This is a genomic window from Blastococcus sp. MG754426, from assembly GCF_021699055.1.
Taxonomy (GTDB): Bacteria; Actinomycetota; Actinomycetes; order Mycobacteriales; family Geodermatophilaceae; genus Blastococcus.
Genome location: NZ_SSXC01000049.1, coordinates 1 through 23,726 on the forward strand (window position 1 = coordinate 1; position 23,726 = coordinate 23,726).

Consider the following 23,726-nt stretch of genomic DNA (forward strand, 5'->3'; position numbering starts at 1 on the left):
GACCAGGGGATCGGTACTGGGAGGTTCGCTGCGCACGACGTCCCCCTCCCCGGTCCGGGCGCCTCCGCCCACGTGTTCTCGGCCGTCGCCCATCGTCCCACGCCGGCCGGGCGGAGCCGGACGTGCGATCGCCCACACGGGTGAGGAGCGGCCCCCGCCGTCAGCCCGCGACGCCGAGCACCAGGTCGACGAGCAGGGGAAGCAGCAGCACGATGAGGATCGCGCCGAGCACGTCGAAGGAGATGCCCGACCGGATCATCTTGGTGATCGGCACGACGCCGGAGCCGTAGACGATCGCGTTCTGCGGCGTCGACACCGGCAGCATGAAGCCGAACGACGCCGCGAACGTCGCCGCCAGCGCCGGCACGAACGGGTTGATCCCCGCGGCCACGGCCACCGGGATGATGATCGGCACGACCACGGCGGCCGACGCCGTGTTCGACGTCGTCTCGCTGATGATGATCGCCAGGATCACCGCGAATACGGTGATCGCGATCATGCTGGTCAGCCCGAGGCCGTCGGCGGAGGCCTGCCCGATCGTCTCGGCGAGCCCGGTGTCGGCCAGCAGCGAGCCGAAGATGATGCCGGTGCCGAAGAGCAGGATCGTGCCCCAGTCGATCGTGGCGGCGTCGCTCCAGTTGAGCGTGAACTCCCGGCGCTTCCAGTCCGTCGGCAGCAGGAACAGCAGCGAGGCACCGAGGACCGCGACGATCCCCTCGTCGAGGCGGTCACCGAGGGTGGCGTACAGCTCGGACTCCGTGCCGGCGGTCAGCGCGATGATGCCGGGGAAGATCCACAGCGCCACGGTGACGCCGAAGGCGATGAGGGTGTTGCGCTCGGCCCCGGAGAAGGGACCGAGCTCGGCCCGCTCCTTCTGCACGTACTCGTGCACGCCCTCGATCCGCTTGATCTCCGGCTTGTTGATCAGCAGCAGCACGAGGACCAGCGCGACGAACATCAGCGCGCAGATCGGCAGCGCCATGAGCATCCAGTCGAGGAAGCCGATCCGCTCGCCGGTGGCCTCCTCGATCAGCCCGCGGCCGATCAGGTTCGGCGGGCTGCCGACCGGGGTGAGCAGGCCGCCGACGCCGGCGCCGTAGGCGAGCATCAGCATCAGCGCGACGCCGACCCGCAGGCGCAGCGGGTCGAAATCGGGCTTCACCAGCTCCTTGTCCTGCAGCAGCTTGGCGATCACCGACAGGATGCCGATCGCGGTGGGCAGCAGCATCGCGACGGTCGCGGTGTTGGAGACGAACGCCGAGAGCAGCGCGGTGATGAACCCGAAGGCGATGATCACCCGCGCGGTCGAGGCACCGACCCACTTGAGCGACAGGATGAACATCGCGAACCGCCGCGCGACCCCGTGCTTGAGCATGGCCGCGGCGAGGATGAAGGCGCCGATGAAGGTGAACACCGTCGTCGACCCGAACGGTGCCAGCGCGTCGTCGGCCGGCACCACCCCGAGCACGGCGATCGCCCCCACCCCGATGAGGCCGCCGACGGGGATGGGGACCGGCTCGGTGATCCACAGGACGATGACGCCGAGCAGCACCGCGGCGAGCAGGTGCTGGTCACGCGGGAGGTCGATCGGCAGCAGCGCGAAGACGAGGGTGACCAGCGGCGCCAGGAAGAGGCCGATCGTGCGGCGGCCCTTCTCGAACCGCTCCTCGGCCGGGCTGAGCTGCTGCTCCCCCAGGCTGCGGTAGGTGGCGCTGCCGCGGAACGCGGCGTCGACGTCGGTCCGCTGCCACCCGGGCCCCCCGTGGGCGGCCGACTGCACCCCACCCTGCTCGCGCTCGGTCGCGGTCACAACGCCTCCCTCGGGGCCGGAAGTCGGCATGACCATAGGCCGGGGTCAGCCGCTCAGCGACCTGGAGAACGCACGACCTCGCGAAGGGTGACGCGCCGCGCCGTCACCGGCCGAAGATGCCCTGGCCGAACGCGCCGTTGGCGGTGATCACGCGCGACAGACCCTTGCCGAGCTCGACCACCCGCGCGGTCTTCCCCGCGCCCAGCTGCAGCCACGGGTCTGCGGCGAGCGCGTCGGTCTGCACCTCGATGCGGGCGCGCAGCTCCTCGCCCTCCTCGGTGAGGCCGGCGTCGTCGAGCAGGCCGCGCTCGGCCAGCGCGGCGCACGCGGCGTCCCACTGCGCGTCGCTCCACCCGCGGGTGGCCTTGGCCGCCGCCACGGTGAACCCGCGGCCGGTCGCGCAGTGGGTGATCAGCGCTTCCAGCCCGGTCAGCCCGGCGTGCACCAGGACGGCGACGTGCCCGTCACCGCGGTGCTCGCGCAGCAGCGTGGCGCCGTGCCACAGCGCCGGCAGCGGCTCCTCCGGCCACGGCAGGTCGGCGTGCCCGGCGAACAGCGGGCGGCCCTCCGCGCTCAGGTCGGCGCAGGCCTCGCGCAGCAGGCCGGCGAGCTCGGCCACCTCGGGCGAGCCGGCGACCTCCTCGCCCAGCAGCCGGGTGAGCGAGGCGCGTGCGGCGTCCAGGCGGGCGGCGACCACCTGCTCGGGCGTGGCCAGCGTCCAGGCCCGCGGGATCATGTGGGCCACCAGCGACGGGGCGAAGTTGTAGAACGTCGCCGTCACCACGCCGGCGCCGACGGCGCCCATGGCGGCGGCCCGGCCGGCGAAGTAGACCATCCGCCCCTTGCGCAGGCCGAGGGCGCCGAGGTGCTCGTCCTGCTCCGGCGCGAAGTACAGCTGCGAGTGGAGCGGGTCGATCGCGCGGTGGGCGCGGCCGACGAGGGCGGGGTCGAAGGCGGGCTCGGGCTGCTCGGCGCTGACCATAGGCGCACCCTAGCCAGCGGCCACCGGCGGGAGTGACAGGGACCACGCCACGCGGGTCCGCACGGTGCTGAAGCCGAGGCTCTCGTACAACCGCAGCGCCCCGGTGACGTTGTCGCTGTCGACGTCGAGGGCGGCCACGCGGCAGTCGTGCGCCGCGGCCGCCCGCAGGCTGCTGCCGATCATCGCCGACGCCAGGCCCCGGCCGCGCGCGCCCGGCAGCACCCCGATCTGGCCGAGCACCACCTCGCGGTAGCCGCGCGCCCGGGTGTCGGCCTCGTACACGTAGCCGAGGACGTAGCCGGCGACGGCGCCGTCGGCGACCGCGAGCACCGAGAGGTCGGGGCGGAAGGCGCGGCTGCCGGTGAACAGCCGCTGCCACGACCCGGCGTCGCGCTCGCTGGAGCCGTGGTGCTCGGTGAACGCCGCGTTGTGCGCGCGCCGCACCTCGTCGTCGCGGTCCCACGAGAACGGCACGACCTCCACGCCCGGGACCTCGCGGCCGTCCGGCAGGTCGGTGAGCCGGCGCTCCATGGTGCGGTACCAGCGCTCGGCCGCGAACCCGCGCCGCTCGACCAGCCGCTCCAGCCGCGGCTGGGTCCCGGGGACGCCCACGACCAGCCGGGCCTCGACCTCCGGGTGCCGCTCGGCGTGCACCTCGGCGCCGCGGGCGTGCTCCCAGCCCAGGAGAGCCGTCCCGATGCCGCGGCCGCGCCGGTCGGGGTGCACCCGGCCGTCGAGGTGGATGCGGTAGGCGTCGCGGAAGGTGGGGCTGGCGGAGACGACCACGTAGGCGACGAGCGCGCCGTCGGCGTCGGTGACGGCGACCCCGTCACGGGCCGCGTCGACCCCCCAGCCGGTCCACTCCTCGGCGACGTCGTCGGCGTCGGGGAACTCCCCGGTGTCGTCGAGCGCCTCCGCCGCGACCAGCAGCCCCGCGACCGCCGGGGCGTCGCCGGGGCGGAGCGGGCGGACGGTCAGGCCGTCGGGCACGGCGGGCAGGGCGGGCACGGGAGCCGAGGGTAGGGAGCCCGCGGGTGCGCGGCGAGCGGTTTTCTACAGCCGCACGAACAGGCAGAAGGGGTGGCCGGCCGGGTCGGTGAAGACCCGGACGTCCTCGTGGGCGTCGGTGTGCCCGCCGACCCGGCGCGCGCCGGCCTCCTCCGCGACGGCCGTGGCGGCGTCGAGGTCGTCGACCTGCAGGTCCAGGTGCAGCTGCATCTGCTGGGCGCCCGGCTCCGGCGGCCACACCGGCGGCACGTGCTCCTCCTCGAGCTGGAAGGACAACCCCGGGCCGCCGTCCTCGGGCCGCAGCGTCGTCCACTGCGGGTCGTCGTCGCGGATCGGCCAGCCGAGCAGGCGCTGGTAGAAGCGGGCCAGCCCCTGCGGGTCCGGGGTGCCGAGGACGGTCGCGGTCAGCCGGGCGGTCGGGATCACGCCTCGATCGTGAACAGCCGGGCCCCGTTGCGCCACAGCACGGCGCGCAGCCACTCCTCCCCCAGCCCGAGCCGGTGCAGCGCCGCGAGCTGGTGGGCGTAGGGGTACGGGATGGACGGGAAGTCGCTGCCGAGCAGCACCTTGTCGCGCAGCGCGCCCAGCCGCGGGAGGTCGGCCCGGTCGAAGGGCATCAGCCGCTCGGTGAAGTCGGTGGCGAACATCGTGGTGTCCAGGTGCACCCGCTCGTACCGCTCGGCCAGGCCGAGGAACTCCCGGTACTCCGGCATGCCGAGGTGGGCGATCACCAGCTGCAGCCGCGGGAACCGCTCGAGCAGGCCGGTCATCGGCGCCGGGCCGGTGTGCTCGCCGGCCAGCGGCCCGGAGCCGCAGTGGATGACCACCGGCGTGCCGGTCTCCTCCAGCCGCGCCCACACGTCGTCGAGCAGCCGGTCCCGCGGGTCGAACGCACCGACCTGCACGTGCACCTTGAACACCCGGGCACCCCGGTCGAGCGCCTCGGCCACGTACCCCGCGACGCCCGGCTCGGGGTAGAAGGTCGCCGACTGCAGCACCTGCGGGCGCCCCGCGGCGAACCCGGCCGACCACTCGTTGAGCCAGGCCGCCATCCCGGGCTTGTGCGGGTAGGGCAGCGTCGGGAAGGCGCGCACGCCCAGCCGCGCCAGGATCGCGAGCCGCTCCTCCTCGGGCAGCCGGTAGGCCACCGGCCACTCCGCGCCGTAGTGGGTGCCGGCCGCCTCGAAGTACTGCCACACCTTGGCCTGCACCCGCTCGGGCAGGACGTGCACGTGCACGTCGACCAGCCCGGGCAGGCCCAGCTCCCGCCAGTACCGCGGGACGTCGCCGTCGTCGACCGGGGGCTGGACCGCCATCAGAGGGTGACGACGACCTTGCCGCGAACGTGCCCGCCGGCCACGAGCTCGTGCGCCTGGGCGGTCTGCTCCAGCGGGAAGGCCTTGGCGACGGCGACCCGCAGCTGGCCGGCGTCGGCCATGCGGCCCAGCTCCTCGAGGTCGTGCCGCTCCGGGCGCACGAACACGTAGCGCCCGCCCATGCCGTTGACCGAGGGGTCGACGACGCTGGCGATGCGGGAGACGTCGCGCACCTGCCGTGGCGCGTCGGCCAGCGTGTCGCCGCCGTTGAGGTCCAGGACGGCGTCGACGGGCTCGGCGAGCTGCTCGCTGATCGGCCCGGCGGAGTAGTCGAGCACCTCGGCGCAGCCGGCCTCGGTGAGGAAGCCGTGGTTGCGCGGGCTCGCCGTGCCGATGACGTGCGCGCCCAGGGCGACGGCGATCTGCACGGCGAAGAAGCCCACGCCGCCGGCGGCCCGGTGCACGAGCACCCGGTCGCCCTCGCCGACGGAGAGGGCCTCGGTGAGCGACTGGTAGGCGGTCAGCCCGGCCAGCGGCACGCCGCCGGCCTCGGTGAAGGAGAGCGACTGCGGCTTGTGCGCGAGACAGCGCTGCGGGGCGGGCACGAGCTCGGCCGCCGTCCCCCACTGGACGTCGTCCCGGCGCAGGTAGCCGAAGACCTCGTCGCCGGGCTGGAAGTCGACGATCGCGGGGCCGACCGCCTCGACGACCCCGGCGAGATCCCAACCGGGGACGATCGGGAAGTTGTGCGGGAAGAACGCCGCCAGGCCGCCCTCGCGGATGCCGATGTCGACGGGGTTGACGCCCGCGGCGCGGGTGCGCACCAGCACCGTGTCGGGGCCGACGGGCGGCTCGGGCAGGTCGTCCCGCAGGTGCAGCACGTCGACCCCGCCGAACCGGTCGTAGGCGATACCTCTCATGGGCTCACCGTAGGCGGGGCCCGTCAGCGTCGCCGCCCGCCCGTCCCGGGCCCCCGCGGCCCGGCCGGCCACTCGACCACCCAGCGCTCCCCGACCGGCAGCGCGGCCCACCGGCGGGTCGCCTCCCGCACGGCCTCGACGGCGGCCCCGATGCGCTCGCGCGGGACGCCCGAGGCGGCGACCTGGCCCGGCAGCACCTCCTCGCCCCCGGACAGGCGGTGCACCAGGTCGGCGACGGTCTCGGCGCGCTGCACCGCCTCGGTCCGCTCCCGCTTCAGCCGGTCGGACCGCTCGGCGGCGTGCGGCGGCCGGCGGCCCGAGACGTGCCGCATGCTGCCCCACACCACGCCGTCGGCGACGCAGCCCCAGACGCCGTCGCGCAACGGCAGCGCCGTCTCGACGACGGCGTGCACGAGGTCGTGCGGCAGGTCGGCGCCGCCGCCGGCGCCCCGCATGGTGAAGACCACGCCGTCGTCCCGCTCGACCAGCGTCTCGACCGGCCGGCGGTCGGCCATCCGCTGGAAGGTGATCCGCACGGCCCGAGTGTCGCGGGCCGCTCAACCGGTTTTCAGCGACGGCCCTTCACGTAGCGGCCGAACGCCTTCTGGATCTCCCGCCGCGAGTCGCGCTCGGCGAGGTCGTGTCGCTTGTCGTAGGACTTCTTGCCCTTGGCGAGGGCGAGGGTGGCCTTGACCTTGCCGTCCTTGAAGTACAGGTCCAGCGGCACGAGGGTCAGCCCGCCCTCGCGGGTCTTCCCCATCAGCTTGTCGATCTCGGTGCGGTGCATGAGCACCTTGCGCTTGCGGCGCGGCGCGTGGTTGGTCCAGGTGCCCTGCACGTACTCGGGGATGTGCACGTGCTGCAGCCACACCTCGCCGTCGTCGATCGAGGCGAACCCGTCGACGAGCGAGGCACGGCCGGCCCGAAGGCTCTTCACCTCGGTGCCGGTGAGCACCAGGCCCACCTCGTAGGTGTCGAGGATCGAGTAGTCGTGCCGCGCCCTCTTGTTCTGGGCGATCAGCTTGCGCCCCTCTTCCCGCGGCATGCCCCCCAGGTTACCGGCGCGGGCGGTCACCACCCCGCCGCGCGCCGAGATCACGCGTTCTCGGGCCGTCAGCGGAGGTGACGGCCCGAGAACGCGTGATCTCGGGCGGGCGGGCGAGTCGGAGCGGCCCGCCCTACAGGCGGACGTAGAGGCGCAGGGTCACGTAGGCGGCGATGCCGGCCAGGGCGACGCCGACGCCGGAGACGATCACGCTGTTGGTGATGATCGCGTCCCACTCGACCTGCGGGATGATCCCGGCGCGGATGGGCCCGGAGAGGGTGTTGTCGATGAACAGCACCTTGGTGAGGATCAGGCCTCCCGCGGCGAGCAGACCACCGATGAGCCCGGCGATCGCCGCCTCGAGGATGAACGGCAGCTGGGTGTACCAGCGGGAGGCGCCGACCAGCCGCATGATGTTGGTCTCGTTGCGGCGGTTGAACGCCGCGAGCTGGATGGTGTTGGAGATCAGCAGGAGCGCCGCCAGCGCCTGCACCACCGCGACGGCGATGGTCGCGTTCCGGGCGCCGTTGAGCAGGCTGAACAGCCGGTCGAGGAACTCGCCCTCGTCCCGCACCTGGTCCACGCCGGCCTCGCCGTTGGGGAACTGCGCGGCGATGACCTCGTAGCGCTCCGGGTTGACCAGCTCCACGCGGAAGCTCTCCGGCAGCGCGTCCGGCGGGGTGTTCGCCACCAGCTCGGGCTGCTGGGCGAACTGCTGCTGGAAGCGCTCGTAGGCCTCCTCGCGCGACTCGTAGAGGAAGCTCGCGACCTCCTCGGAGGACTCGAGCTCGCCCTGGATCGCCTGCCGCTGCTCGTCGGTGACGTCGTCGGCCAGGAAGATGGAGACCTGCACCTTGTCGTAGTAGATCTCCTTCATCTCGGAGATCATCCCGGCGATGAGCAGGCCGGTGCCCATGAGCCCGAGCGAGATGGCCGTGGTCAGGATCATCGCGACCGTCATGGTCAGGTTGCGACGAAGCCCGGTGGCCACCTCGGAGAGCACGAAGTTGACGCGCATGGATTCCCTGTCGTGGAGTGCGTTCGGACGCGGTCGGCGGTGGTGCGGCGGGCGCGGCTAGCGGCCCACGCCGTAGACACCGCGCGACTGGTCGCGGGTGAGGACTCCCCCGTTGAGCTCGATGACGCGGCGCCGCATGGAGTCGACGATGTGGTAGTCGTGCGTCGCCATGAGCACCGTGGTGCCGGTCCGGTTGATCCGCTCGAGCAGGAGCATGATGCCCTCGCTGGTCTCCGGGTCGAGGTTGCCGGTCGGCTCGTCGGCCAGGAGCACCAGCGGCCGGTTGACGAACGCGCGGGCGATCGCGACCCGCTGCTGCTCACCACCGGAGAGCTCGCCGGGCAGCCGGTTGGCCTTGCCCTCGAGGCCGACCATCTCCAGCACCTCCGGCACGACCCGCTTGATCGTGCGGTGCGGCTTGTTGATGACCTCGAGCGCGAAGGCGACGTTCTGCGCCACCGTGCGGTTGCGCAGCAGGCGGAAGTCCTGGAAGACGCAGCCCATGGTGCGGCGCAGCTTGGGCACCTTCCACTTGCTGAGGGTGTTCAGCGTCTGACCGTTGACCGTGATCGTGCCCGACGTCGGGTCCTCCTCCTTCAGCAGCAGCCGCAGGAAGGTGGACTTGCCCGACCCCGACGACCCGATGAGGAAGACGAACTCGCCCTTCTCGATCTCGGTGGAGACGTCGTCGAGGGCCGGCCGGCCGCTGGCCGGGTACAGCTTGGTGACGTGTTGCAGTTCGATCACGAGGCGCCACGGTACTAGTCCCGGCTGCCCGTACGGCCCGTTCGCCGCAGAACTGCCGGGAGTCGTTCTCGCCCTGCGTCACCGCAGCCCCGGGAAACCCGTGGACGGCGGTGACGCACGGTGTCGACCGGGCCGGATCCGGGCGCAAACGTGACCTCGCCGACAGCCGGGGAGGCCAGCCGGATCAGGCCGCGGTGGCCTCCTGCTGGCGGCGCCACCGGATGCCGGCCTCGATGAAGGCGTCGATGTCGCCGTCGAGCACCGCGGTGGTGTTGCCGGTCTCCTGCTCCGTGCGCAGGTCCTTGACCATCTGGTAGGGGTGCAGCACGTAGGAGCGCATCTGGTTGCCCCAGCTGCTCCCCTCGCCCTTGAGCGCGTCCATCTCCGCCTTCTGCTCCTGCTGGCGGACGACGAGCAGCCGGGCCTGCAGCACGCGCAGGGCTGCGGCGCGGTTCTGGATCTGGCTCTTCTCGTTCTGGCAGGAGACGACGATGCCGGTGGGGATGTGCGTCATCCGGACGGCCGAGTCGGTGGTGTTCACGCTCTGCCCGCCGGGGCCCGACGAGCGGAAGACGTCGACCCGGATCTCGTTCTCGGGGATGTCGACGTGGTCGGTCTGCTCGACGACGGGCAGCACCTCGACGCCGGCGAAGGACGTCTGCCGGCGGCCCTGGTTGTCGAACGGCGAGATGCGCACCAGCCGGTGGGTGCCCTGCTCGACCGAGAGCGTGCCGTAGGCGTAGGGCACCTTGACCGAGAAGGTGGCCGACTTGATGCCGGCCTCCTCCGCGTAGCTGATGTCGAGGACCTCGGTGGGGTACTTGTGCCGCTCGGCCCAGCGCAGGTACATGCGCATGAGCATCTCGGCGAAGTCGGCGGCGTCGACGCCCCCCGCCTCGGACCGGATGGTCACCAGCGCCTCGCGGCTGTCGTACTCGCCGGAGAGCAGGGTGCGGACCTCCAGCTCGTCGATCGCCTTGCGCAAGGCGGCCAGCTCCTGCTCGGCCTCGGCGGCGGTCGCCTCGTCGCCCTCCTCGGCGGCCATCTCGTGCAGCAGGCCGACGTCCTCCAGGCGTCCGCGCAGCTCCTCGACCCGGCGCAGGTCGCCCTGCATGTAGGAGAGCTTGGAGGTGAGCGCCTGCGCGGCCTCGACGTCGTCCCACAGGTCCGGTGCGGCGGCCTGCAGCTCGAGCTCGGCCACCTCCCGGCGGAGTCGGTCGACGTCGAGGACGGCCTCGATGGACTTCAAGGTCGTGTCGAGCTCGTCCAGGACGACGGAGAAGTCAGCGGCCACGTCAAGCCAGGGTAGTGCGCCCCGGCCGCGGGTAGGCAGGTGTGCCATGACCGACCCCGACCGGCGCCGCTCGCGGGAGGACTACGCCCGCGGCCTGCCCGACCACCACGACCCCACGGCCGGCTTCGCGGGGGCGCCGCCGGCCCGCTCGGCCCTCACCCTGCGCGCGGTCCTGGCGGGGTTCGGCCTCGTGTTCTGCCTGCTCGCCGGGCTGGGCTGGCTGGCCGTGGCCGACCTCCCGACCTGGCCGGGGATCGTCCTGCTCGTGCTCGCCGCCGTCGCGGCGGTCGACCTGGTGGTGGTGCTGCGCCGCAAGGCGCGCGGCGAGCCCGGCTGAGCACCCGTCGGCTCAGCGGCGGGCGCGCACGTACGGCGCGAGCGCCGGTTCGTCGTCCACCTCCGCCGCGTCGCCCTCGCCGTCCACCGCGTACCCGACGAACGCGGCGTGGTCGGCCGCGAAGGTGGCCGGGTCCACCCCGGGGTGGAAGACCTGCGCGCAGGTGGTGAGGGGGATCCGGCCGCGCACGGCCGGCCCGTCGTGGGTGAGCGCGTCGACCACGATCGCGTAGCCCACGGGGTCGTAGCTGCCGATCGCGAAGTGGTCGGCGACGTTGGCCGGGCACACCTCCTGGGTGGCGATGTTGGCGATCCGTCCCTCGCCGGTGCGCAGCGCCGAACTGGCCACCGGCGGGGTGTTCGGGACGACGATCTCGTCGGCGGCGGTGTAGGCGACCGTGTAGTCGACGCCGGCGAAGGTCTCCGCCCCGCTGTTGAGCGCGCGGAGGAACTCCGACTGCGACGCCTGCTGGTGGTTGGCCGGGGTGCAGGGGCCGGTGCCGCAGGAGGCGTCGGCCAGCACGGTGCCGTGGTTGGACGGGGACAGCCCCACGAGGTCGTCGACCAGCGCCCGGGTGTCGGGCCAGAAGCGCAGCGCCCAGCGCGGCACCATCCCGCCCTGGCTCCAGCCGACGACGTCGACGTCGCGGCGCGCCTGCTGGCTCATCGTGCGGATGGCGTGCACGAGGTACTCGCCGGCCACCTGGATGTCGCCGGTGGCGTCGAGAGGCAGGGTCACCGCGCACCAGCGCCGGCCGAGCTGGTCGAAGGCCCGCATGTAGTTCCAGTCGAAGCCGACGTAGGGGTCCATCGTCGTCCCCGGCACGAGCAGGACCGGGTCCTGCCGCAGCCCGCGCAGCGAGCCGTTGCAGGTCAGGCTCGCCCGCAGATCGGCCTGCGGCACCGAGAGCGCCGGGCCGCGCTGGTCCAGCGGGGCGTACTCCCCCGTCGACGGGGCCGGCGCGGCCGCGGCGGTGCCGCCGGTCAGCACGACGGCGGTCAGCGCGGCGGTCAGGGCGGTCAGCAGCCTCTTCATCGGGGCCTCTCTCGCGTCGGGGCGTGCACGTGCGCGCCCGCTCGGGGGGCACAACGACGAAGGGCCCCGGGGGTTGTGGTCACCGCCACGGCGGGCAGCACGGCTCCGGCCGGTCCGGGCAACCTCCAGCCGCGTGCGAACGCGGCTCGGGGCACCCTGGCCCGGCTCGACCCGCGGGCGGTCAGGGCGCCCGGAAGGGTCCCGCTGCCGGCTCAGCCCGTGGCGAGGTCCAGCCGCCCGCCCTGGGCACGCACCCACGCGAGGAACTCCCCCGCCGGCATCGGCCGGGCCAGGTGGAGCCCCTGCGCGTACCAGCAGCCCAGGTCGACGACCCGCCGCAGCTGGGCGGCCGTCTCCACGCCCTCGGCCAGGCTGCGCATGCCGCACCCCCGCGCGAGCCCGACCACCGCGGCGATCGCGGCGCCCGCGGCGGCGTCGGCACCGGTGACCAGGCTCCGGTCGATCTTGAGCACGCCCGCGGGGATGGCGACCAGCTGACCCAGCGAGGAGAAGCCGCTGCCGAAGTCGTCGATGGAGGACTCCACCCCCAGCTCGCGCAACCGCCGGAACTGCTGCGCCGCCCGGGCCGGGTCCTCGGCGGCGCTGGTCTCGGTCAGCTCCACGACCAGCTGGCGGGCGTCGAGGCCCGCCCCCTGCAGCGCGGTGAGGACGTCGTCGACGAGCGTGCCCGTGGCCAGGTGCACGGCGCTGACGTTGACGCCGGTGACCACCTCGACGCCGTCGTCCCGCCACGCGGCCGTCTGCCGGCAGGCCTCCCCCAGCACCCAGCGGGTCAGCGGCACGACGAGGTCGTGCTGCTCGGCCACCGGCACGAACTCGCACGGCCCGATCCACCCGCGCTCGGGGTGCCGCCAGCGGACGAGCGCCTCGACGCCGGTGACCCGCCCCGTCGCCACCTCGACGATCGGCTGGTAGTCCAGCGAGAGCCCGCCGTCGGCGATCGCGTCCCGGAGCTCGGAGGCGAGCTGCACCTTGCGCTGCACGCTGTCCCGCAGCTCGGGGCTGAACACCCGCACCCGGTTGCGGCCGGCGGCCTTCGCCGCGTACATCGCCAGGTCGGCGTCCCGGACGAGGTCGGTCGAGCGCACCACGGCGCGCTCGCCGGCCGGCACCGCGGCGATGCCGATGCTGGCGCTGAGCCGGTGCGTGCGGCCGCCCAGGTCGAAGGGCTGCTCGAAGGTGGCCTGGCAGCGCTGCGCCAGCAGCTCGGCACCGTCGGCCTCGCAGTCCCGGGAGAGGACGACGAACTCGTCGCCACCGAGCCGGCCCACGGTGTCCTGCCCGCGGGTGACGGCGAGCAGCCGCCCCGCCAGCTGGCGCAGCAGCTCGTCGCCCACCTCGTGGCCGAGCGAGTCGTTGACGTCCTTGAAGCCGTCGACGTCGAGGAACAGCACGGCGACGGCGGGGTGGCCGGGGCGGCACAGCTCGGCGTCGATGAGCTCGTGCAGGTGGGTGCGGTTGGGCAGCTCGGTGAGCGAGTCATGGCGGGCCTGCCAGGCCGAGGCCTTCTCCGCCAGCACGCGGGCGGTGATGTCGGCGTGCGTGACCACGACGTGGCCCACCTGGTCGACCCGCGAGGCCTGCACGTGGAACCAGCTGGTCGCCGTGCCGGTGGGGTCGGGCAGGCAGCGGTCGACCGACACCTCGGCGCGTTCGCCGGCCGCGAGCTCCCGCAGCTCCCGCACCAGCCGGCGGGCGTCGTCGTCGTCCCGCAGCGCCAGGGCGAGCGCGTGGTAATCCCCGCCCGGGAGGATCGGCGCCTGCCGCTCGACTCCCGCCGCGGTCCACGCGGAGTTGGCCAGGACGACCCGGCCGTCGGGGTCGAGCAGCACGGTCGGCGAGGCGAGGGCGTCGAGCACTGCCTCCACGAGGGCGGCATCCCGGCCCGAGGGCCCCGTGCTGCGGCGCACGTCGAGCGGCAGCTCCCGCTCGCCAGGTGTCGACGTCACATCCCCTCCGCCGGTCGCGGCGCACCCTCCGCCGTCACCCGTCACCATCGGCAGGACCGGCCCGCGGCACGAGCCGACCCCGCCGGACTACCCGGGAAAGGTGAGGTGGCAACCAGCCGGTCAGGGGCGGCGCGTCTCCTCGTCGATCCAGCGCAGGTAGTCGGGGTTGCCACCGACCAGGGGGAGGGCGATGACGCACGGCACCTCGTAGGGGTGCAGCTCGCGGGTGCGCGCCACGACCAGGGGCACCAGGTCGCGGCGGGTGTGCAGGGCGACGCGCGCCTCCGGCTCGTCGTGCACCGCACCCTGCCATCGGTACACCGACCGGATCGGGGCGACGTGCTGCCCGCAGGCGGCCAGGCGCTCCTCGACCAGCGTGCGGGTGCAGCCGGCCAGCCAGTCGGCGTCCGCGGCGGTGACCACGACCTCGCAGAACTCCTCGTCCATGCCCGGATCCTGCCCGCGGGACGACGCCCTGCGTGGAACCGGGGCCGACGCGGGTAGGGGCACCGGCATGAGCGACGAGATGACGATCAAGCTGGACGGCGACGACTACGTGGTGCAGCCCGAGGGCGGGGGCCTGCGGGTCGGGCGCCGCGTCGGGGGCGACGTGACCTGGCTCGAGTCGGTGGACGGCAGCCTGCTGGACGACCAGGCCCGCACCGCCCTGTCGAACGGGGACACCTCCGACGAGTCACTGCTCCGCGCGGTCCGGGGCGTGGTGCAGGCCGAGGTCGAGCGGGGGGCCTGACCGCGCGGCCGGCAGGCTCCCGGGCGGTGCGGCGGTGCTCCGCCGCACCGCGCCCGACCTCCGGTCAGCGGCGGCGGCTCACCGCACGTAGCCGTCGCCGCCGGCGAGCATCGTCAGCACCACCATGGCGGCGAAGACCAGGACCACGGTGGCGAGCACGCCCAGACCCAGCAGCCAGGCGTGGTCCTCCGCGGCCTGCCGCTGCGGAGGCGCCTCGGCCGGCGACGGCTCCTGGGCGGTCGGCGGGACGACGCCGGGGTGGTGTGCGTGGACGGTCATGACCGCTCCCTGGGCAGGACGGACGGGTGCCGGGCGGCGCCCCGACGGGTCCTCTCCGGACCCGGTCCCAGGCTGCTCCGGGCCTGGCCCGTGCACGAGGGCCGAGGGTCCCGGTCCGCCGGGCCGCAGGGCCCGCGTGACCGTCACACGGGCGCGGGACCGACCCACGATCCGGCCCCCGCCGTGAGCCGTCAGACCGGACCGGAGCGTCAGCAGCCGCGGACGGCGTAGTCGCGCAGCGGCGGCCAGGAGGCGGGCGGGGTCGTCGTCCAGTCGAAGACGGAGACGCCCACGGCCCCCTGGTCGGCTGCCGCCCGGGCCATCGCGGCGTAGTCGCCGGCCCCGATGTCCAGGCCGTACCCGCCGATGATGGAGACCGCGGCGCACGGCTCCCCGAGGTTGCTGCGCACCCGGGCGATGTTCTCGCTGGTGTAGCGGTAGGCGTCCCGCCAGCCCGACGCCGCCGTCCGGTTGCTCCAGTACGCCATGGGCAGCCAGACCTGGTAGTACGGGGCCAGCTGGCGCCACGGGAAGCGCGGCCAGTAGCTGGTGTTGAGGACGTCGGTGACCACCGGGGGCAGCACGATCGCCCCGAGCGTCACACCGGGGGCCTCGTCGTGCAGCCGCCGGGAGAGCTCCACCAACCGCGCATTCCGGGTGTCGACGTCCGTCACCGTGAGGTCCTCGATGTCGACGGCCACCGCGTCGAAGGCCTGCCCCGAGGCGCGGAACGCGATCATGGCGCGCAGCCGGCGGAGGTCCGCCTCGACGTCGGTCAGGTGGGGCAGGTACCAGGCGACGACCTGCAGGCCGCGCGCGTGGGCACGGGTGAGGAACTGGCCCAGCAGGTCGGCGCTGATCAGGTCGGGGTACCGGGGGTCGTCGGCAGCGGCCTGCAGGTAGATCGTGTCCACCCCGGCGTCGGCCATGGCGTCCACCGCCGCCGGGGTGATCGGCGGGTTGGCGCCGGCGAACTCCCGGCTGAAGCGGAACCGCGTCACCCAGGTGCCGGACTGGTCGTAGGGCGCCAGCAGCGCCGTCCGGACCTGCCCGGTGGCCGCCGTCCACCGCAGGAAACCGCGCTGGAAGTCGCTCTGCCGGCCGCCGTTGACGTCGTACTCGTCGGTGATCGGGTACCCGAGCGGGCCGCGCTCCCAGCCCTGCTCGGCCCAGCGCACCCGGATCGAGCCGTGCACCTCGTGCGCACCGGTCGCCGGGGTCCAGTACACCGACCCGCCCTGGAAGTGGTTGTACCGGCCGACCCCGTCCGGCGTCCCCGACTCGTCGGTGGTCGGGTAACCCAGCGGGCCGCGTTCCCACCCCAGCGCCGCCCACCTGTCCCGGATCGGCCCGCCGATCCGGCGCGCGCCGGTCGCGGGGGTCCAGTACACCGAGCCGCCCTGGAAGTGGGTGTACCGGCCGACCCCGTCCGGCGTCCGGGACTCGTCGGTGGTCGGGTAACCCAGCGGGCCGCGTTCCCACCCCAGCGCCGCCCACCTGTCCCGGATCGGCCCGCCGATCTGGCGCGCGCCGGTCGCCGGGGTCCAGTACACCGAGCCGCCCTGGAAGTGGGTGTACCGGCCGACCCCGTCCGGCGTCGTGAGCTCATCGGTGAGCGGGTAACCCAGGGGGCCCCGCTCCCAGCCCTGCTCGGCCCAACGCACGCGGATCGAGCCGTGCACCTCGTGCGCGCCCGTCGTCGGGGTCCAGTAGACCGAGCCGCCCTGGAAGTGGTTGTACCGGCCGACCCCGTCCGGCGTGGTCACCCCGTCGGTCACCGGGTACCCCAGGAGGCTCCGTTCCCAGCCCAGCGCCGACCACTTGTCCCGGATCGGACCGTGCACCTCGTGCGCGCCCGTCGCGGGCGACCAGTACACCGACCCGCCCACGAAGTGGCGGTAACGGCCCACGCCGTCGGGCGCGGTGCGCGCCTCCCCGAGCGGCTCACCCAGGAACCCGGCCGCGCCGCCGAGCTCGCAGTGGTGGCGGTCGATCGGGTCCGTCTGGGTGCACGGCGCGGCTGCGGCCGGCGCGGGAACCGCCAGCAGAGCGGCGGTGAGCAGGACGACCAGCATCCCGGACAACCGGGTCCCAGCGCGCACGGTGCCCACCTCCTCGAGCGGTCAACACCGATGGTGACCACCCGCCGCCACCCCGCACAGGGCTCTTGGCCCCGGCCCCCAGAGCCCGAGGGCCGCCCCCGTCAGCCGTCGACGTAGCGGTCGCGCTCGACGACGAACTGGCCGGTGGCGGTGTTGGCGTCCACGAACTCCGGCAGCAGCGGGATGCGCACCGTGACGGTCACGCAGACGGAGAACTCCTCCCCCGGCACCAGCGACGGCGACCAGCCGCCCGCGGCCGCGCAGCCGGCGCCCGCCGGTGCGTAGGCCACCCGCAGGTCGGCCAGGTCCACCGACTGGTCGGCCACCGCCAGCTGCGCCGCTCGCAGCGCCCGCTCGTGCCCGGTTCCCGGGTCCGGGGCGGTGCCCATCGCCCGCCCGGCCTCCCGCGCGGCGGCCTGCGAGGCGAACACCCCGCGCTGCACCGCCGAGAACCCCGCCACCACGTAGACCAGCGGTACGAACACCACCAGGGCGATGAACACGAACTCCACCAGCGCCGACCCGCGCTCACCGGCGACCATGCCCAGCCGGCGGCGCAGCCACCTCACGCGGCCTCCTTCATCGCCCGGCCGGTGACCTCCAGCGGCAGCAGGTTGCCCAGCACCGCCAGCAGCGCGGGGACCGAGCCCGAGCAGCGCACCACCACCAGCGTCGCCCCGGAGGTGTCGAGCTCCTCCCCCGAGGTGCACGCCAGCCCCCGCGCGGTCTGCTCCGACGTCGCCCGCGCGACGATCTCCACCGTCCGGCCGGCTCCCGCCGAGGAAGCGACGTCGGCGTGGGCGGCGTACCGGGCACCTTCCTGGGCGCTGGCCGTGACGACGTTGCGCACGTGCACGTAGACCGCCACCTGCAGCACCGCCAGCAGCAGCGTCATGATCAGCATCGAGACCATGACGAAGTCGACGACGGCGCTGCCCCGCTCGCCGTCGCGACCCCGAGCCTCTGCTTCAGCCCGCACCGGTGACGGAGTTCAGCGCGTTCTGCACAGCGGTGACGACCGCCTCCTGGAACACCGCCAGGATCGCCAGCACCAGGGCCGCGGTCATCACCGTCACCATCACCCAGCCGGGCACGTCGCCCCGCTCCGGCTCCTCCCCGCGCAGGCGGTCCGCCAGCGAGGTGAGCGCCGCGTCGAGGTACGCGAGTGCGCGCATCGTCGTCCTTCCTGTCGTTCGCCCGCTGCTCACTGCGACAGCGAGACGATGCTGATCAACCCCGGGAACAGGGCGAAGAGAACGGTGACCGGGAGCACCAGGAAGACGACCGGCACCATCATGGCGATCTCCTTCCGGCCGCCGGCCTCCAGCAGCCGGCGCTTGCCGGCCTCCCGGACGTCGGCGGCCTGGGCGCGCAGCACCTCGGCCAGCGGGGTGCCGCGCTCGATCGCCACCAGCAGCCCGTCGATGAACCGGGCCAGCGGCTCCAGCGAGGTCCGGTCGGCCACCAGCTGCAGCGCGTCGGTCAGCGGCACGCCCGCCCGCGCCCGGCCGAGTGCCGCGGCCAGCTCGCGGGCCAGCTCACCGCCGGACAGGCGGGTGACGCGAGCGATCGCGGCCGTCGGGCTCTCCCCCGCCGTCACCGCGAGCGCCAGCAGCTCGGCGACCACCGGGAACTCGGCGAGCAGCAGCTCCTCGCGCCGGTTGACCTGCTGGGTGAGCCACCAGTCGCGACCCAGCACCCCGCCGACCAGCCCTGCGACGCAGAACAGCCCGGCCGAGAGCACGTTGATGTCCCCGGCGGCCACCGACCCGACCGCCACGACCAGCGCCGTCGCGAGCAGGCCGAGCCCGCCCCAGACGACCTGCTCGATGCGGAAGTCCTCGACGGCGAGCTCGCCGCCGAGGGCGTCCAGCCGGCGGCGCACCGCGGCCCGCCCGCCGATCAGCCGGTCGGCCACCCGGGCGCCGGCGCTGATCGACGGCCCGGCGATGCGGCGCACCGCCGTGAGCAGGCCCGGCTCGGTCGCGGTGCCGAGCAGCCGGGACGGCGGCGGGGTGTCGTGCACGTAGGGCGCCAGCCGGTCGACCAGCCGCACCGACCGGAACGGCGGCGCGTACGTCAGCACCAGGACCAGCCCGGTCGCGGCCAGCAGGCCGAGCAGCATCCCGACGACGGCGGCGCTCACTGCAGCACCCGCACGTCCTCGGGCAGCCGCCCGATGCGCAGCATCAGCCGGTAGGCCACCAGGCACACCGCGCCGCCGCTGACCAGGATCACGCCGCCCAGCGCCGAGTCGTAGGCGGCCAGCGTCGTCGACTGGGTGGCCAGCAGCAGGAGCACGACCCACGGCGCGGCGACGGCCAGGCGCGCGGCCGAGACCACCCAGCCCTGCCGCGTCTCCAGCTCCGCCCGCGCCCGGGCGTCCTCGCGCAGGAAGGTCGAGAGGGTGCGCAGCACGCGGCCGAGGTCGGTGCCGCCGACCTCCCGGGCCACCCGCAGCGTCTCCACGATGCGGTCGCCCACCGGGTCGGCGAGGTCGTCCTTGAGCCGGTCCAGGCACGGCCCGAACCGGCCGCTGGAGCGGTACTCCGCGGCGAACCGCGCGAACGGCGGCCGCAGCACCTCGGGCCCGCGGGTCGAGAGCGCACCCAGCGCCTCGGGCAGCGAGAGGCCTGCGCGCACCGCCGAGGCGAGGTTGTCGACGACCTCCGGCCACACCTCGCGCAGGTCCGCCCGGCGCTTGCCGGCCAGCCGGCGCACCTGCACGTGCGGCAGCAGGAAGCCGAACAGGCCGAACGCCAGGCTGACGGTCACCGTGCCGGTGCCGACCAGGACGACGACCGTGGCCAGCAGCCCCAGCCCGACCTGCAGGGCGAGCAGCTGGGCGCCGTTGATGCCGGTGAGCCCGGCGGCGGCCAGGAGCTCCTGCCGGCGACCCGGCCGGCGCGGGTCGGTGCGGGGCCGGGGCGCGCGGGGACCGCTGCGCCAGATCAGCAGCAGGCCGATGCCGAGCAGCAGCCCCAGCAGGGCGCCGGACTGCGTCATGCCAGCAGGCCGGCGAGGTCGAAGCCGGCGGCGGCGAACCGCTCGCGGTGCGGCGGGTACCCGTCGGCCCGCACCAGCCGCCCGTCGCGGCTGGTGAAGACGTCGGCGATCTCCACCACGCCGTCCTCGGCCCGGCCGGGCAGCGCGACGATCTCCCGCACCCGGCGGCGGCCGTCGGCGTCGGTGCCCGCATGCACGACCAGGTCGACGCTGGCCGCGACGGTGGGGACGACGAACGACGTCCCGATGTTCTCGCCGGCCAGCAGCGGCAGCGTGCACATCTTCACCACGGCCTCGCGGGCGCTGTTGGCGTGCAGCGTGCACATGCCGGGCAGCCCGGAGTTCAGCGCGATCAGCAGGTCCAGGCACTCCTCCTGGCGCACCTCGCCGACGACGATGCGGGAGGGCCGCATCCGCAGCGCCTCCTTCACCAGCCGGCGCAGCGGGATCTCCCCGGCACCCTCGAGGTTGGGCTGGCGGGTCTGCATCGAGACGACGTCGGGCAGCGGCACCCGCAGCTCGAAGACCTCCTCGCAGGTGATCACCCGCTCCCGGGCCGGGACGGCGGCGCAGAGGCAGTTGAGCAGCGTCGTCTTGCCGGCCTGGGTGCCGCCGGAGACCAGGATGTTGAGCCCGGAGGCGACCGCGGCCTCCAGGAAGCGGGCCGCCTGCGCGGTCAGCGTGCCCAGCGCGACCAGCTCGTCCAGCGAGTGCGCCTGCAGCACGAACTTGCGGATGTTGACCGCCATGTGCCGGCGGGTGATGTCCGGGATCACCACGTGCAGCCGGGAGCCGTCGGGCATCATCGCGTCGACGAACGGGGTCGACATGTCGATCCGTCGACCCGAGGTGCGCAGCATCCGCTCCACCAGGTCGGCCAGCTCACCCGGCGCCAGGATCGTCGTGGTCAGCTCGCTGCGGCCGCTGCGGGCGACGAACACCCGGCCGGGCTCGTTGACCCAGATCTCCTCCACCTCGGGGTCGTCCAGGTAGCGCTGCAGCGGCCCGAACCCGGCCACCCGGTCCAGCACGTCGCGCACCACGGACTCGACGTCGCCGATCGGCGGCAGCGCCGAGGTCAGCGACCGCTCGGAGTAGTCGGCGACGACGTCGCGCACCAGCAGCCGCACCGGTCCCGGATCGGTGAACGGGTCCAGCCCACGCCGGCGGATCAGCTCGCGGACCTCACCGTCCACGACGTCCAGAGCAGTCGGCACGCCCATCCCCCGTCGAGCCGCGAGCAGTCGAATCGCGGGGACTCTAGGGAAACCGGCCGGTCCGATGGGGTGACGTCAGGCGATCTGTGGACAGACCACGGCCCGATCGGGGCCAGGAGCACCCGCCCGGGTGACAGCGAGCCAGAGGCGTCAGCCGGCGCGACGCACCGCGAGCTGCGGCGGTGCGGCCAGCGACTGCGCCACCACGCAGTACCGCTCCGTGAGCTGGGCGAGCTTCGCCAGCGTCGCGTCGTCGGCGTCGGTGTCCAGCTCGGCGTCCACGGTGACCGGGCCGAGACCGACCGGCACCTCCCGCGAGACGCCCAGCGTGCCGCGGGCGTCCATGGCAGCGCGCGCCGTGAGCGACGCCGACCGGATCTCCACGCCCATCGCCGTCGCCACGCTGCGCATCGTCACGCCGGTGCAGGCCAGCAGCGCCTGCAGCAGCATGTCGCCCGAGCAGGCGTCCGAGCCGTCGCCACCGGTGGCCGGGTGCAGGCCCGCACGGGCCGGGCCCGACCAGGTCTGCACCGTGCAGGTGATGCCCGGGTCGGCGAACTCGGCGTGCGCCTCCATCTGCGCGCACGCCGACGGCGGGTCGTCGCGGTAGCGCTGCTTGAGCGGTGCCTGCAGTTCGCGCAGTCGCGCGGCGTCCATCCGACCTCCCGGGACGTGGCCGACCCTGGCGGGCGGCGTCCCCATCGTCAGGGCTGCCGAGGCGCTCCGCCAGACCTCGGGCACACACGCTTCGAACGGCGCACGTCCGGTGCTCCGGGATAGCGTCCGCGCCGTGAGCGAGGACGACGCAACCGCCAGCGACGCGGCCGAGCGGATCGCGGCCGGGTACGCCACCGCCGGTCCCGCGGTGGAGCTCGGTTCGGTGGTCCACGACGGCCGGCCGCACCCCGGGGCGGCCGTGCGGGTGCCCCTGGCCATGCTCAACCGGCACGGGTTGATCGCCGGCGCGACGGGCACCGGGAAGACCAAGACGCTGCAACTGCTGGCCGAGCAGCTCTCCGCGGCCGGCGTGCCCGTCGTGGTCGCCGACATCAAGGGCGACCTCAGCGGCCTCGCCCGCGGTGGCACGCCCGGCGACCGGATCGCCCAGCGCGCCGCGCAGACCGGCGACCAGTGGCAGGCCACGGCGTACCCGGTGGAGTTCCTCGCGCTCGGCGGGCTCGGCACGGGTGTGCCGGTGCGCTGCACCCTCACCGACTTCGGCCCGCTGCTGCTGTCGAAGGTCCTCGACCTCAACGACACCCAGGAGAGCTCGCTCGGGCTGATCTACCACTACGCCGACACCGCCGGGCTCCCGCTGCTCGACCTCCAGGACCTGCGCGCGGTCGTCCAGTGGCTGCTGTCGGACGAGGGCAAGCCGGAGCTGAAGAACCTCGGCGGCCTCTCCTCGGCCACCGCCGGGGTCATCCTGCGCAAGCTGATCGCCCTGGCCGAGCTGGGCGGCGACGTCTTCTTCGGCGAGCCCGAGTTCGAGCCGGCCGACCTGATGCGCACCGGCGACGACGGCCGCGGCGTCATCACCGCCGTCGAGCTCGCCGCCGTCCAGGACCGGCCGGCGCTGTTCTCCACCTTCCTCATGTGGCTGCTCGCCGAGCTGTTCGAGGAGCTGCCCGAGGTCGGCGACCTCGACCAGCCGAAGCTGGTCTTCTTCTTCGACGAGGCGCACCTGCTGTTCAGCAACGCCAGCAAGGCGTTCCTGGAGTCGGTCACCCAGACCGTGCGGCTGATCCGCTCGAAGGGCGTCGGGATCTTCTTCGTCACGCAGAACCCGACCGACGTGCCCAGCGCCGTGCTCGGTCAGCTCGGCAACCGGGTGCAGCACGCGCTGCGGACCTTCACCCCGGAGGACGCGACGGCGCTGCGGAAGACGGTCTCCACCTTCCCCAGGACGGCGGACTACGACCTCGAGGAGCTGCTCACCGGCCTCGGGATCGGCGAGGCGGCGGTGACCGTGCTGTCCGACCGGGGCACGCCCACCCCGGTCGCCTGGACGATGCTCCGGGCCCCGCGCTCGCTCATGGCGCCGATCGAGCCGGCCGCGATGGCGCAGGCGGTGCAGGGATCGCCGCTCCAGCAGAAGTACGGGCAGCCGGTCGACCGCGACTCCGCCTACGAGCGGCTCGCCGCTCGCGTCGCCCCACCACCGGCCGAGCCCGACCGGGACCTCCCGGAGGCCGCGGAGCGGCCGGCGCCGCGCCGGCGACCGGCCCCGGACGCCGTGCCGGAGGAGAGCGGGTTGAGCCGGGTGCTGGAGTCCCCGGTCTTCCGCTCGTTCGCCCGGTCGGCGGCCTCCGCGCTCGGACGCGAGATCACCCGCGGGCTGTTCGGCACGCGACGGCGCCGACGCTGACCGGGGGGACCGCCCGCGTCAGCCCGGTCAGGTGCACGGCGCCTCGTCGGACCGCACGCGCGGCGACCGCCCGGGATGGCCGTCGGTGCGCCGGATCATCACGGGATCACCGCACGGTCTCAGTCAGATCGTCATGTGGCTCCGGCACGCTTCCGCGCATGACGGCGACACTTCGTGCGACGAGCTCCTACGCCGCCTCGGCGGCCCACGGCCCCGGTGCCGGGCACCTCACCCATGCCGTCGCACGGCCGGTCGTCGACGGTCTCGACCAGTCCCTGTGCGGCGTCCTGGTGAGCGTCCGGGCCGAGGAGGACTGGGCGACGGTGCCCGGTGCCGGCCGGTGCGAGGAGTGCACGCGCGTCGCCGGGTGATGCTTGCGGGCCCCGAGGTGGCGCCGTCCCGGCGTCGACCACCCGCTCCGGCGGGGCCGACCGATGCGCAGTCGTGACCTGACGGGAACGAGCAGGTCATGGACGGGAGGCATCGTCCCTGCCAAGGTTCGGCACCACGCCGACCGGAAC

27 protein-coding genes are annotated in these 23,726 nt (G+C 74.1%); 4 read left to right on the forward strand and 23 right to left on the reverse strand.

Annotated features, from left to right (window positions below):
* Positions 1 to 160 precede the first annotated feature (160 nt).
* The 11 genes from E9549_RS15295 to prfB all read right to left on the reverse strand — a co-directional run bounded on the left by E9549_RS15295 (position 161) and on the right by prfB (position 10,140).
* A complete protein-coding gene (locus E9549_RS15295; protein WP_236827408.1) occupies positions 161 to 1,810 on the reverse strand; it encodes a DASS family sodium-coupled anion symporter in 1,650 nt (549 codons plus the stop codon).
* A 103-nt stretch (positions 1,811 to 1,913) separates the two neighbouring features.
* Complete coding sequence (locus tag E9549_RS15300) at positions 1,914 to 2,792, reverse strand: hypothetical protein (protein WP_236827409.1); 879 nt, start codon at positions 2,790 to 2,792, stop codon at positions 1,914 to 1,916.
* A 9-nt stretch (positions 2,793 to 2,801) separates the two neighbouring features.
* On the reverse strand, positions 2,802 to 3,800 hold the full coding sequence (locus E9549_RS15305; RefSeq protein ID WP_236827410.1) for a GNAT family N-acetyltransferase: 999 nt from the start codon (positions 3,798 to 3,800) through the stop codon (positions 2,802 to 2,804).
* 45 nt (positions 3,801 to 3,845) lie between these two features.
* Positions 3,846 to 4,226, reverse strand: a complete 381-nt coding sequence (locus E9549_RS15310) for a VOC family protein (RefSeq protein WP_236827411.1) — start codon at positions 4,224 to 4,226, stop codon at positions 3,846 to 3,848.
* Positions 4,223 to 5,116 carry an amidohydrolase family protein gene (locus E9549_RS15315; RefSeq protein ID WP_236827412.1) on the reverse strand — a complete coding sequence of 298 codons (894 nt, stop codon included), beginning with the start codon at positions 5,114 to 5,116 and terminating at the stop codon, positions 4,223 to 4,225. Before E9549_RS15315 ends, E9549_RS15310 begins: the two co-directional genes overlap by 4 nt.
* Positions 5,116 to 6,036 (reverse strand): NADP-dependent oxidoreductase, encoded by a 921-nt coding sequence (locus E9549_RS15320; protein WP_236827413.1) that lies wholly within the window; start codon positions 6,034 to 6,036, stop codon positions 5,116 to 5,118. Before E9549_RS15320 ends, E9549_RS15315 begins: the two co-directional genes overlap by 1 nt.
* A gap of 23 nt (positions 6,037 to 6,059) precedes the next feature.
* Entirely contained in the window at positions 6,060 to 6,572 is a 513-nt protein-coding gene (locus tag E9549_RS15325) for a hypothetical protein (protein WP_236827414.1), read from the reverse strand.
* Positions 6,573 to 6,604: 32 nt separating this feature from the next.
* On the reverse strand, positions 6,605 to 7,081 hold the full coding sequence (smpB, locus tag E9549_RS15330) for an SsrA-binding protein SmpB (protein ID WP_236827415.1): 477 nt from the start codon (positions 7,079 to 7,081) through the stop codon (positions 6,605 to 6,607).
* Positions 7,082 to 7,214: 133 nt separating this feature from the next.
* Positions 7,215 to 8,099 carry a permease-like cell division protein FtsX gene (gene ftsX, locus E9549_RS15335; protein WP_236827416.1) on the reverse strand — a complete coding sequence of 295 codons (885 nt, stop codon included), beginning with the start codon at positions 8,097 to 8,099 and terminating at the stop codon, positions 7,215 to 7,217.
* Between the two features lie 57 nt (positions 8,100 to 8,156).
* A complete protein-coding gene (gene ftsE / locus E9549_RS15340) occupies positions 8,157 to 8,846 on the reverse strand; it encodes a cell division ATP-binding protein FtsE (protein WP_236827417.1) in 690 nt (229 codons plus the stop codon).
* A 184-nt stretch (positions 8,847 to 9,030) separates the two neighbouring features.
* Positions 9,031 to 10,140: a peptide chain release factor 2 gene (gene prfB, locus E9549_RS15345; protein WP_236827418.1), complete on the reverse strand. Its 1,110-nt coding sequence runs from the start codon at positions 10,138 to 10,140 to the stop codon at positions 9,031 to 9,033.
* A gap of 46 nt (positions 10,141 to 10,186) precedes the next feature.
* On the opposite strand from prfB, the gene E9549_RS15350 reads away from it, so the two are divergent.
* Positions 10,187 to 10,477, forward strand: a complete 291-nt coding sequence (locus tag E9549_RS15350) for a DUF6343 family protein (protein WP_236827419.1) — start codon at positions 10,187 to 10,189, stop codon at positions 10,475 to 10,477.
* Between the two features lie 12 nt (positions 10,478 to 10,489).
* On the opposite strand, the gene E9549_RS15355 is transcribed toward E9549_RS15350, so the two are convergent.
* The 3 genes from E9549_RS15355 to cutA all read right to left on the reverse strand — a co-directional run bounded on the left by E9549_RS15355 (position 10,490) and on the right by cutA (position 13,929).
* Positions 10,490 to 11,512, reverse strand: a complete 1,023-nt coding sequence (locus tag E9549_RS15355; RefSeq protein ID WP_236827420.1) for a lipase family protein — start codon at positions 11,510 to 11,512, stop codon at positions 10,490 to 10,492.
* Between the two features lie 212 nt (positions 11,513 to 11,724).
* Positions 11,725 to 13,482, reverse strand: a complete 1,758-nt coding sequence (locus E9549_RS15360) for an EAL domain-containing protein (protein WP_236827421.1) — start codon at positions 13,480 to 13,482, stop codon at positions 11,725 to 11,727.
* Between the two features lie 120 nt (positions 13,483 to 13,602).
* The gene (gene cutA, locus E9549_RS15365; RefSeq protein WP_236827422.1) at positions 13,603 to 13,929 is read right to left on the reverse strand and encodes a divalent-cation tolerance protein CutA; all 327 of its coding nucleotides are present in this window, start codon (positions 13,927 to 13,929) and stop codon (positions 13,603 to 13,605) included.
* A gap of 67 nt (positions 13,930 to 13,996) precedes the next feature.
* On the opposite strand from cutA, the gene E9549_RS15370 reads away from it, so the two are divergent.
* Positions 13,997 to 14,233, forward strand: a complete 237-nt coding sequence (locus E9549_RS15370; RefSeq protein WP_236827423.1) for a hypothetical protein — start codon at positions 13,997 to 13,999, stop codon at positions 14,231 to 14,233.
* Between the two features lie 78 nt (positions 14,234 to 14,311).
* Here E9549_RS15370 and E9549_RS15375 read toward each other — a convergent pair whose 3' ends face one another.
* The 9 genes from E9549_RS15375 to E9549_RS15415 all read right to left on the reverse strand — a co-directional run bounded on the left by E9549_RS15375 (position 14,312) and on the right by E9549_RS15415 (position 21,494).
* On the reverse strand, positions 14,312 to 14,512 hold the full coding sequence (locus E9549_RS15375) for a hypothetical protein (RefSeq protein ID WP_236827424.1): 201 nt from the start codon (positions 14,510 to 14,512) through the stop codon (positions 14,312 to 14,314).
* 209 nt (positions 14,513 to 14,721) lie between these two features.
* Positions 14,722 to 16,614 carry a hypothetical protein gene (locus tag E9549_RS15380; protein ID WP_236827425.1) on the reverse strand — a complete coding sequence of 631 codons (1,893 nt, stop codon included), beginning with the start codon at positions 16,612 to 16,614 and terminating at the stop codon, positions 14,722 to 14,724.
* A 101-nt stretch (positions 16,615 to 16,715) separates the two neighbouring features.
* Positions 16,716 to 17,183 carry a hypothetical protein gene (locus E9549_RS15385; RefSeq protein WP_236827426.1) on the reverse strand — a complete coding sequence of 156 codons (468 nt, stop codon included), beginning with the start codon at positions 17,181 to 17,183 and terminating at the stop codon, positions 16,716 to 16,718.
* Entirely contained in the window at positions 17,180 to 17,593 is a 414-nt protein-coding gene (locus E9549_RS15390) for a TadE family protein (RefSeq protein WP_236827427.1), read from the reverse strand. The genes E9549_RS15385 and E9549_RS15390 overlap by 4 nt, the downstream gene beginning before the upstream one ends.
* A complete protein-coding gene (locus E9549_RS15395) occupies positions 17,583 to 17,789 on the reverse strand; it encodes a hypothetical protein (RefSeq protein ID WP_236827428.1) in 207 nt (68 codons plus the stop codon). The genes E9549_RS15390 and E9549_RS15395 overlap by 11 nt, the downstream gene beginning before the upstream one ends.
* 29 nt (positions 17,790 to 17,818) lie before the next feature.
* Positions 17,819 to 18,760 (reverse strand): type II secretion system F family protein, encoded by a 942-nt coding sequence (locus E9549_RS15400; RefSeq protein ID WP_236827429.1) that lies wholly within the window; start codon positions 18,758 to 18,760, stop codon positions 17,819 to 17,821.
* Entirely contained in the window at positions 18,757 to 19,620 is an 864-nt protein-coding gene (locus E9549_RS15405) for a type II secretion system F family protein (protein WP_236827430.1), read from the reverse strand. The genes E9549_RS15400 and E9549_RS15405 overlap by 4 nt, the downstream gene beginning before the upstream one ends.
* Positions 19,617 to 20,837, reverse strand: a complete 1,221-nt coding sequence (locus E9549_RS15410) for a CpaF family protein (RefSeq protein ID WP_236827431.1) — start codon at positions 20,835 to 20,837, stop codon at positions 19,617 to 19,619. Before E9549_RS15410 ends, E9549_RS15405 begins: the two co-directional genes overlap by 4 nt.
* Before the next feature lie 150 nt (positions 20,838 to 20,987).
* Positions 20,988 to 21,494 carry an OsmC family protein gene (locus tag E9549_RS15415; protein WP_236827432.1) on the reverse strand — a complete coding sequence of 169 codons (507 nt, stop codon included), beginning with the start codon at positions 21,492 to 21,494 and terminating at the stop codon, positions 20,988 to 20,990.
* Positions 21,495 to 21,627: 133 nt separating this feature from the next.
* On the opposite strand from E9549_RS15415, the gene E9549_RS15420 reads away from it, so the two are divergent.
* Both E9549_RS15420 and E9549_RS15425 read left to right on the forward strand, forming a co-directional pair.
* Entirely contained in the window at positions 21,628 to 23,205 is a 1,578-nt protein-coding gene (locus E9549_RS15420) for a helicase HerA-like domain-containing protein (RefSeq protein ID WP_236827433.1), read from the forward strand.
* A gap of 158 nt (positions 23,206 to 23,363) precedes the next feature.
* Entirely contained in the window at positions 23,364 to 23,576 is a 213-nt protein-coding gene (locus E9549_RS15425) for a hypothetical protein (protein WP_236827434.1), read from the forward strand.
* Positions 23,577 to 23,726: the final 150 nt, after the last annotated feature.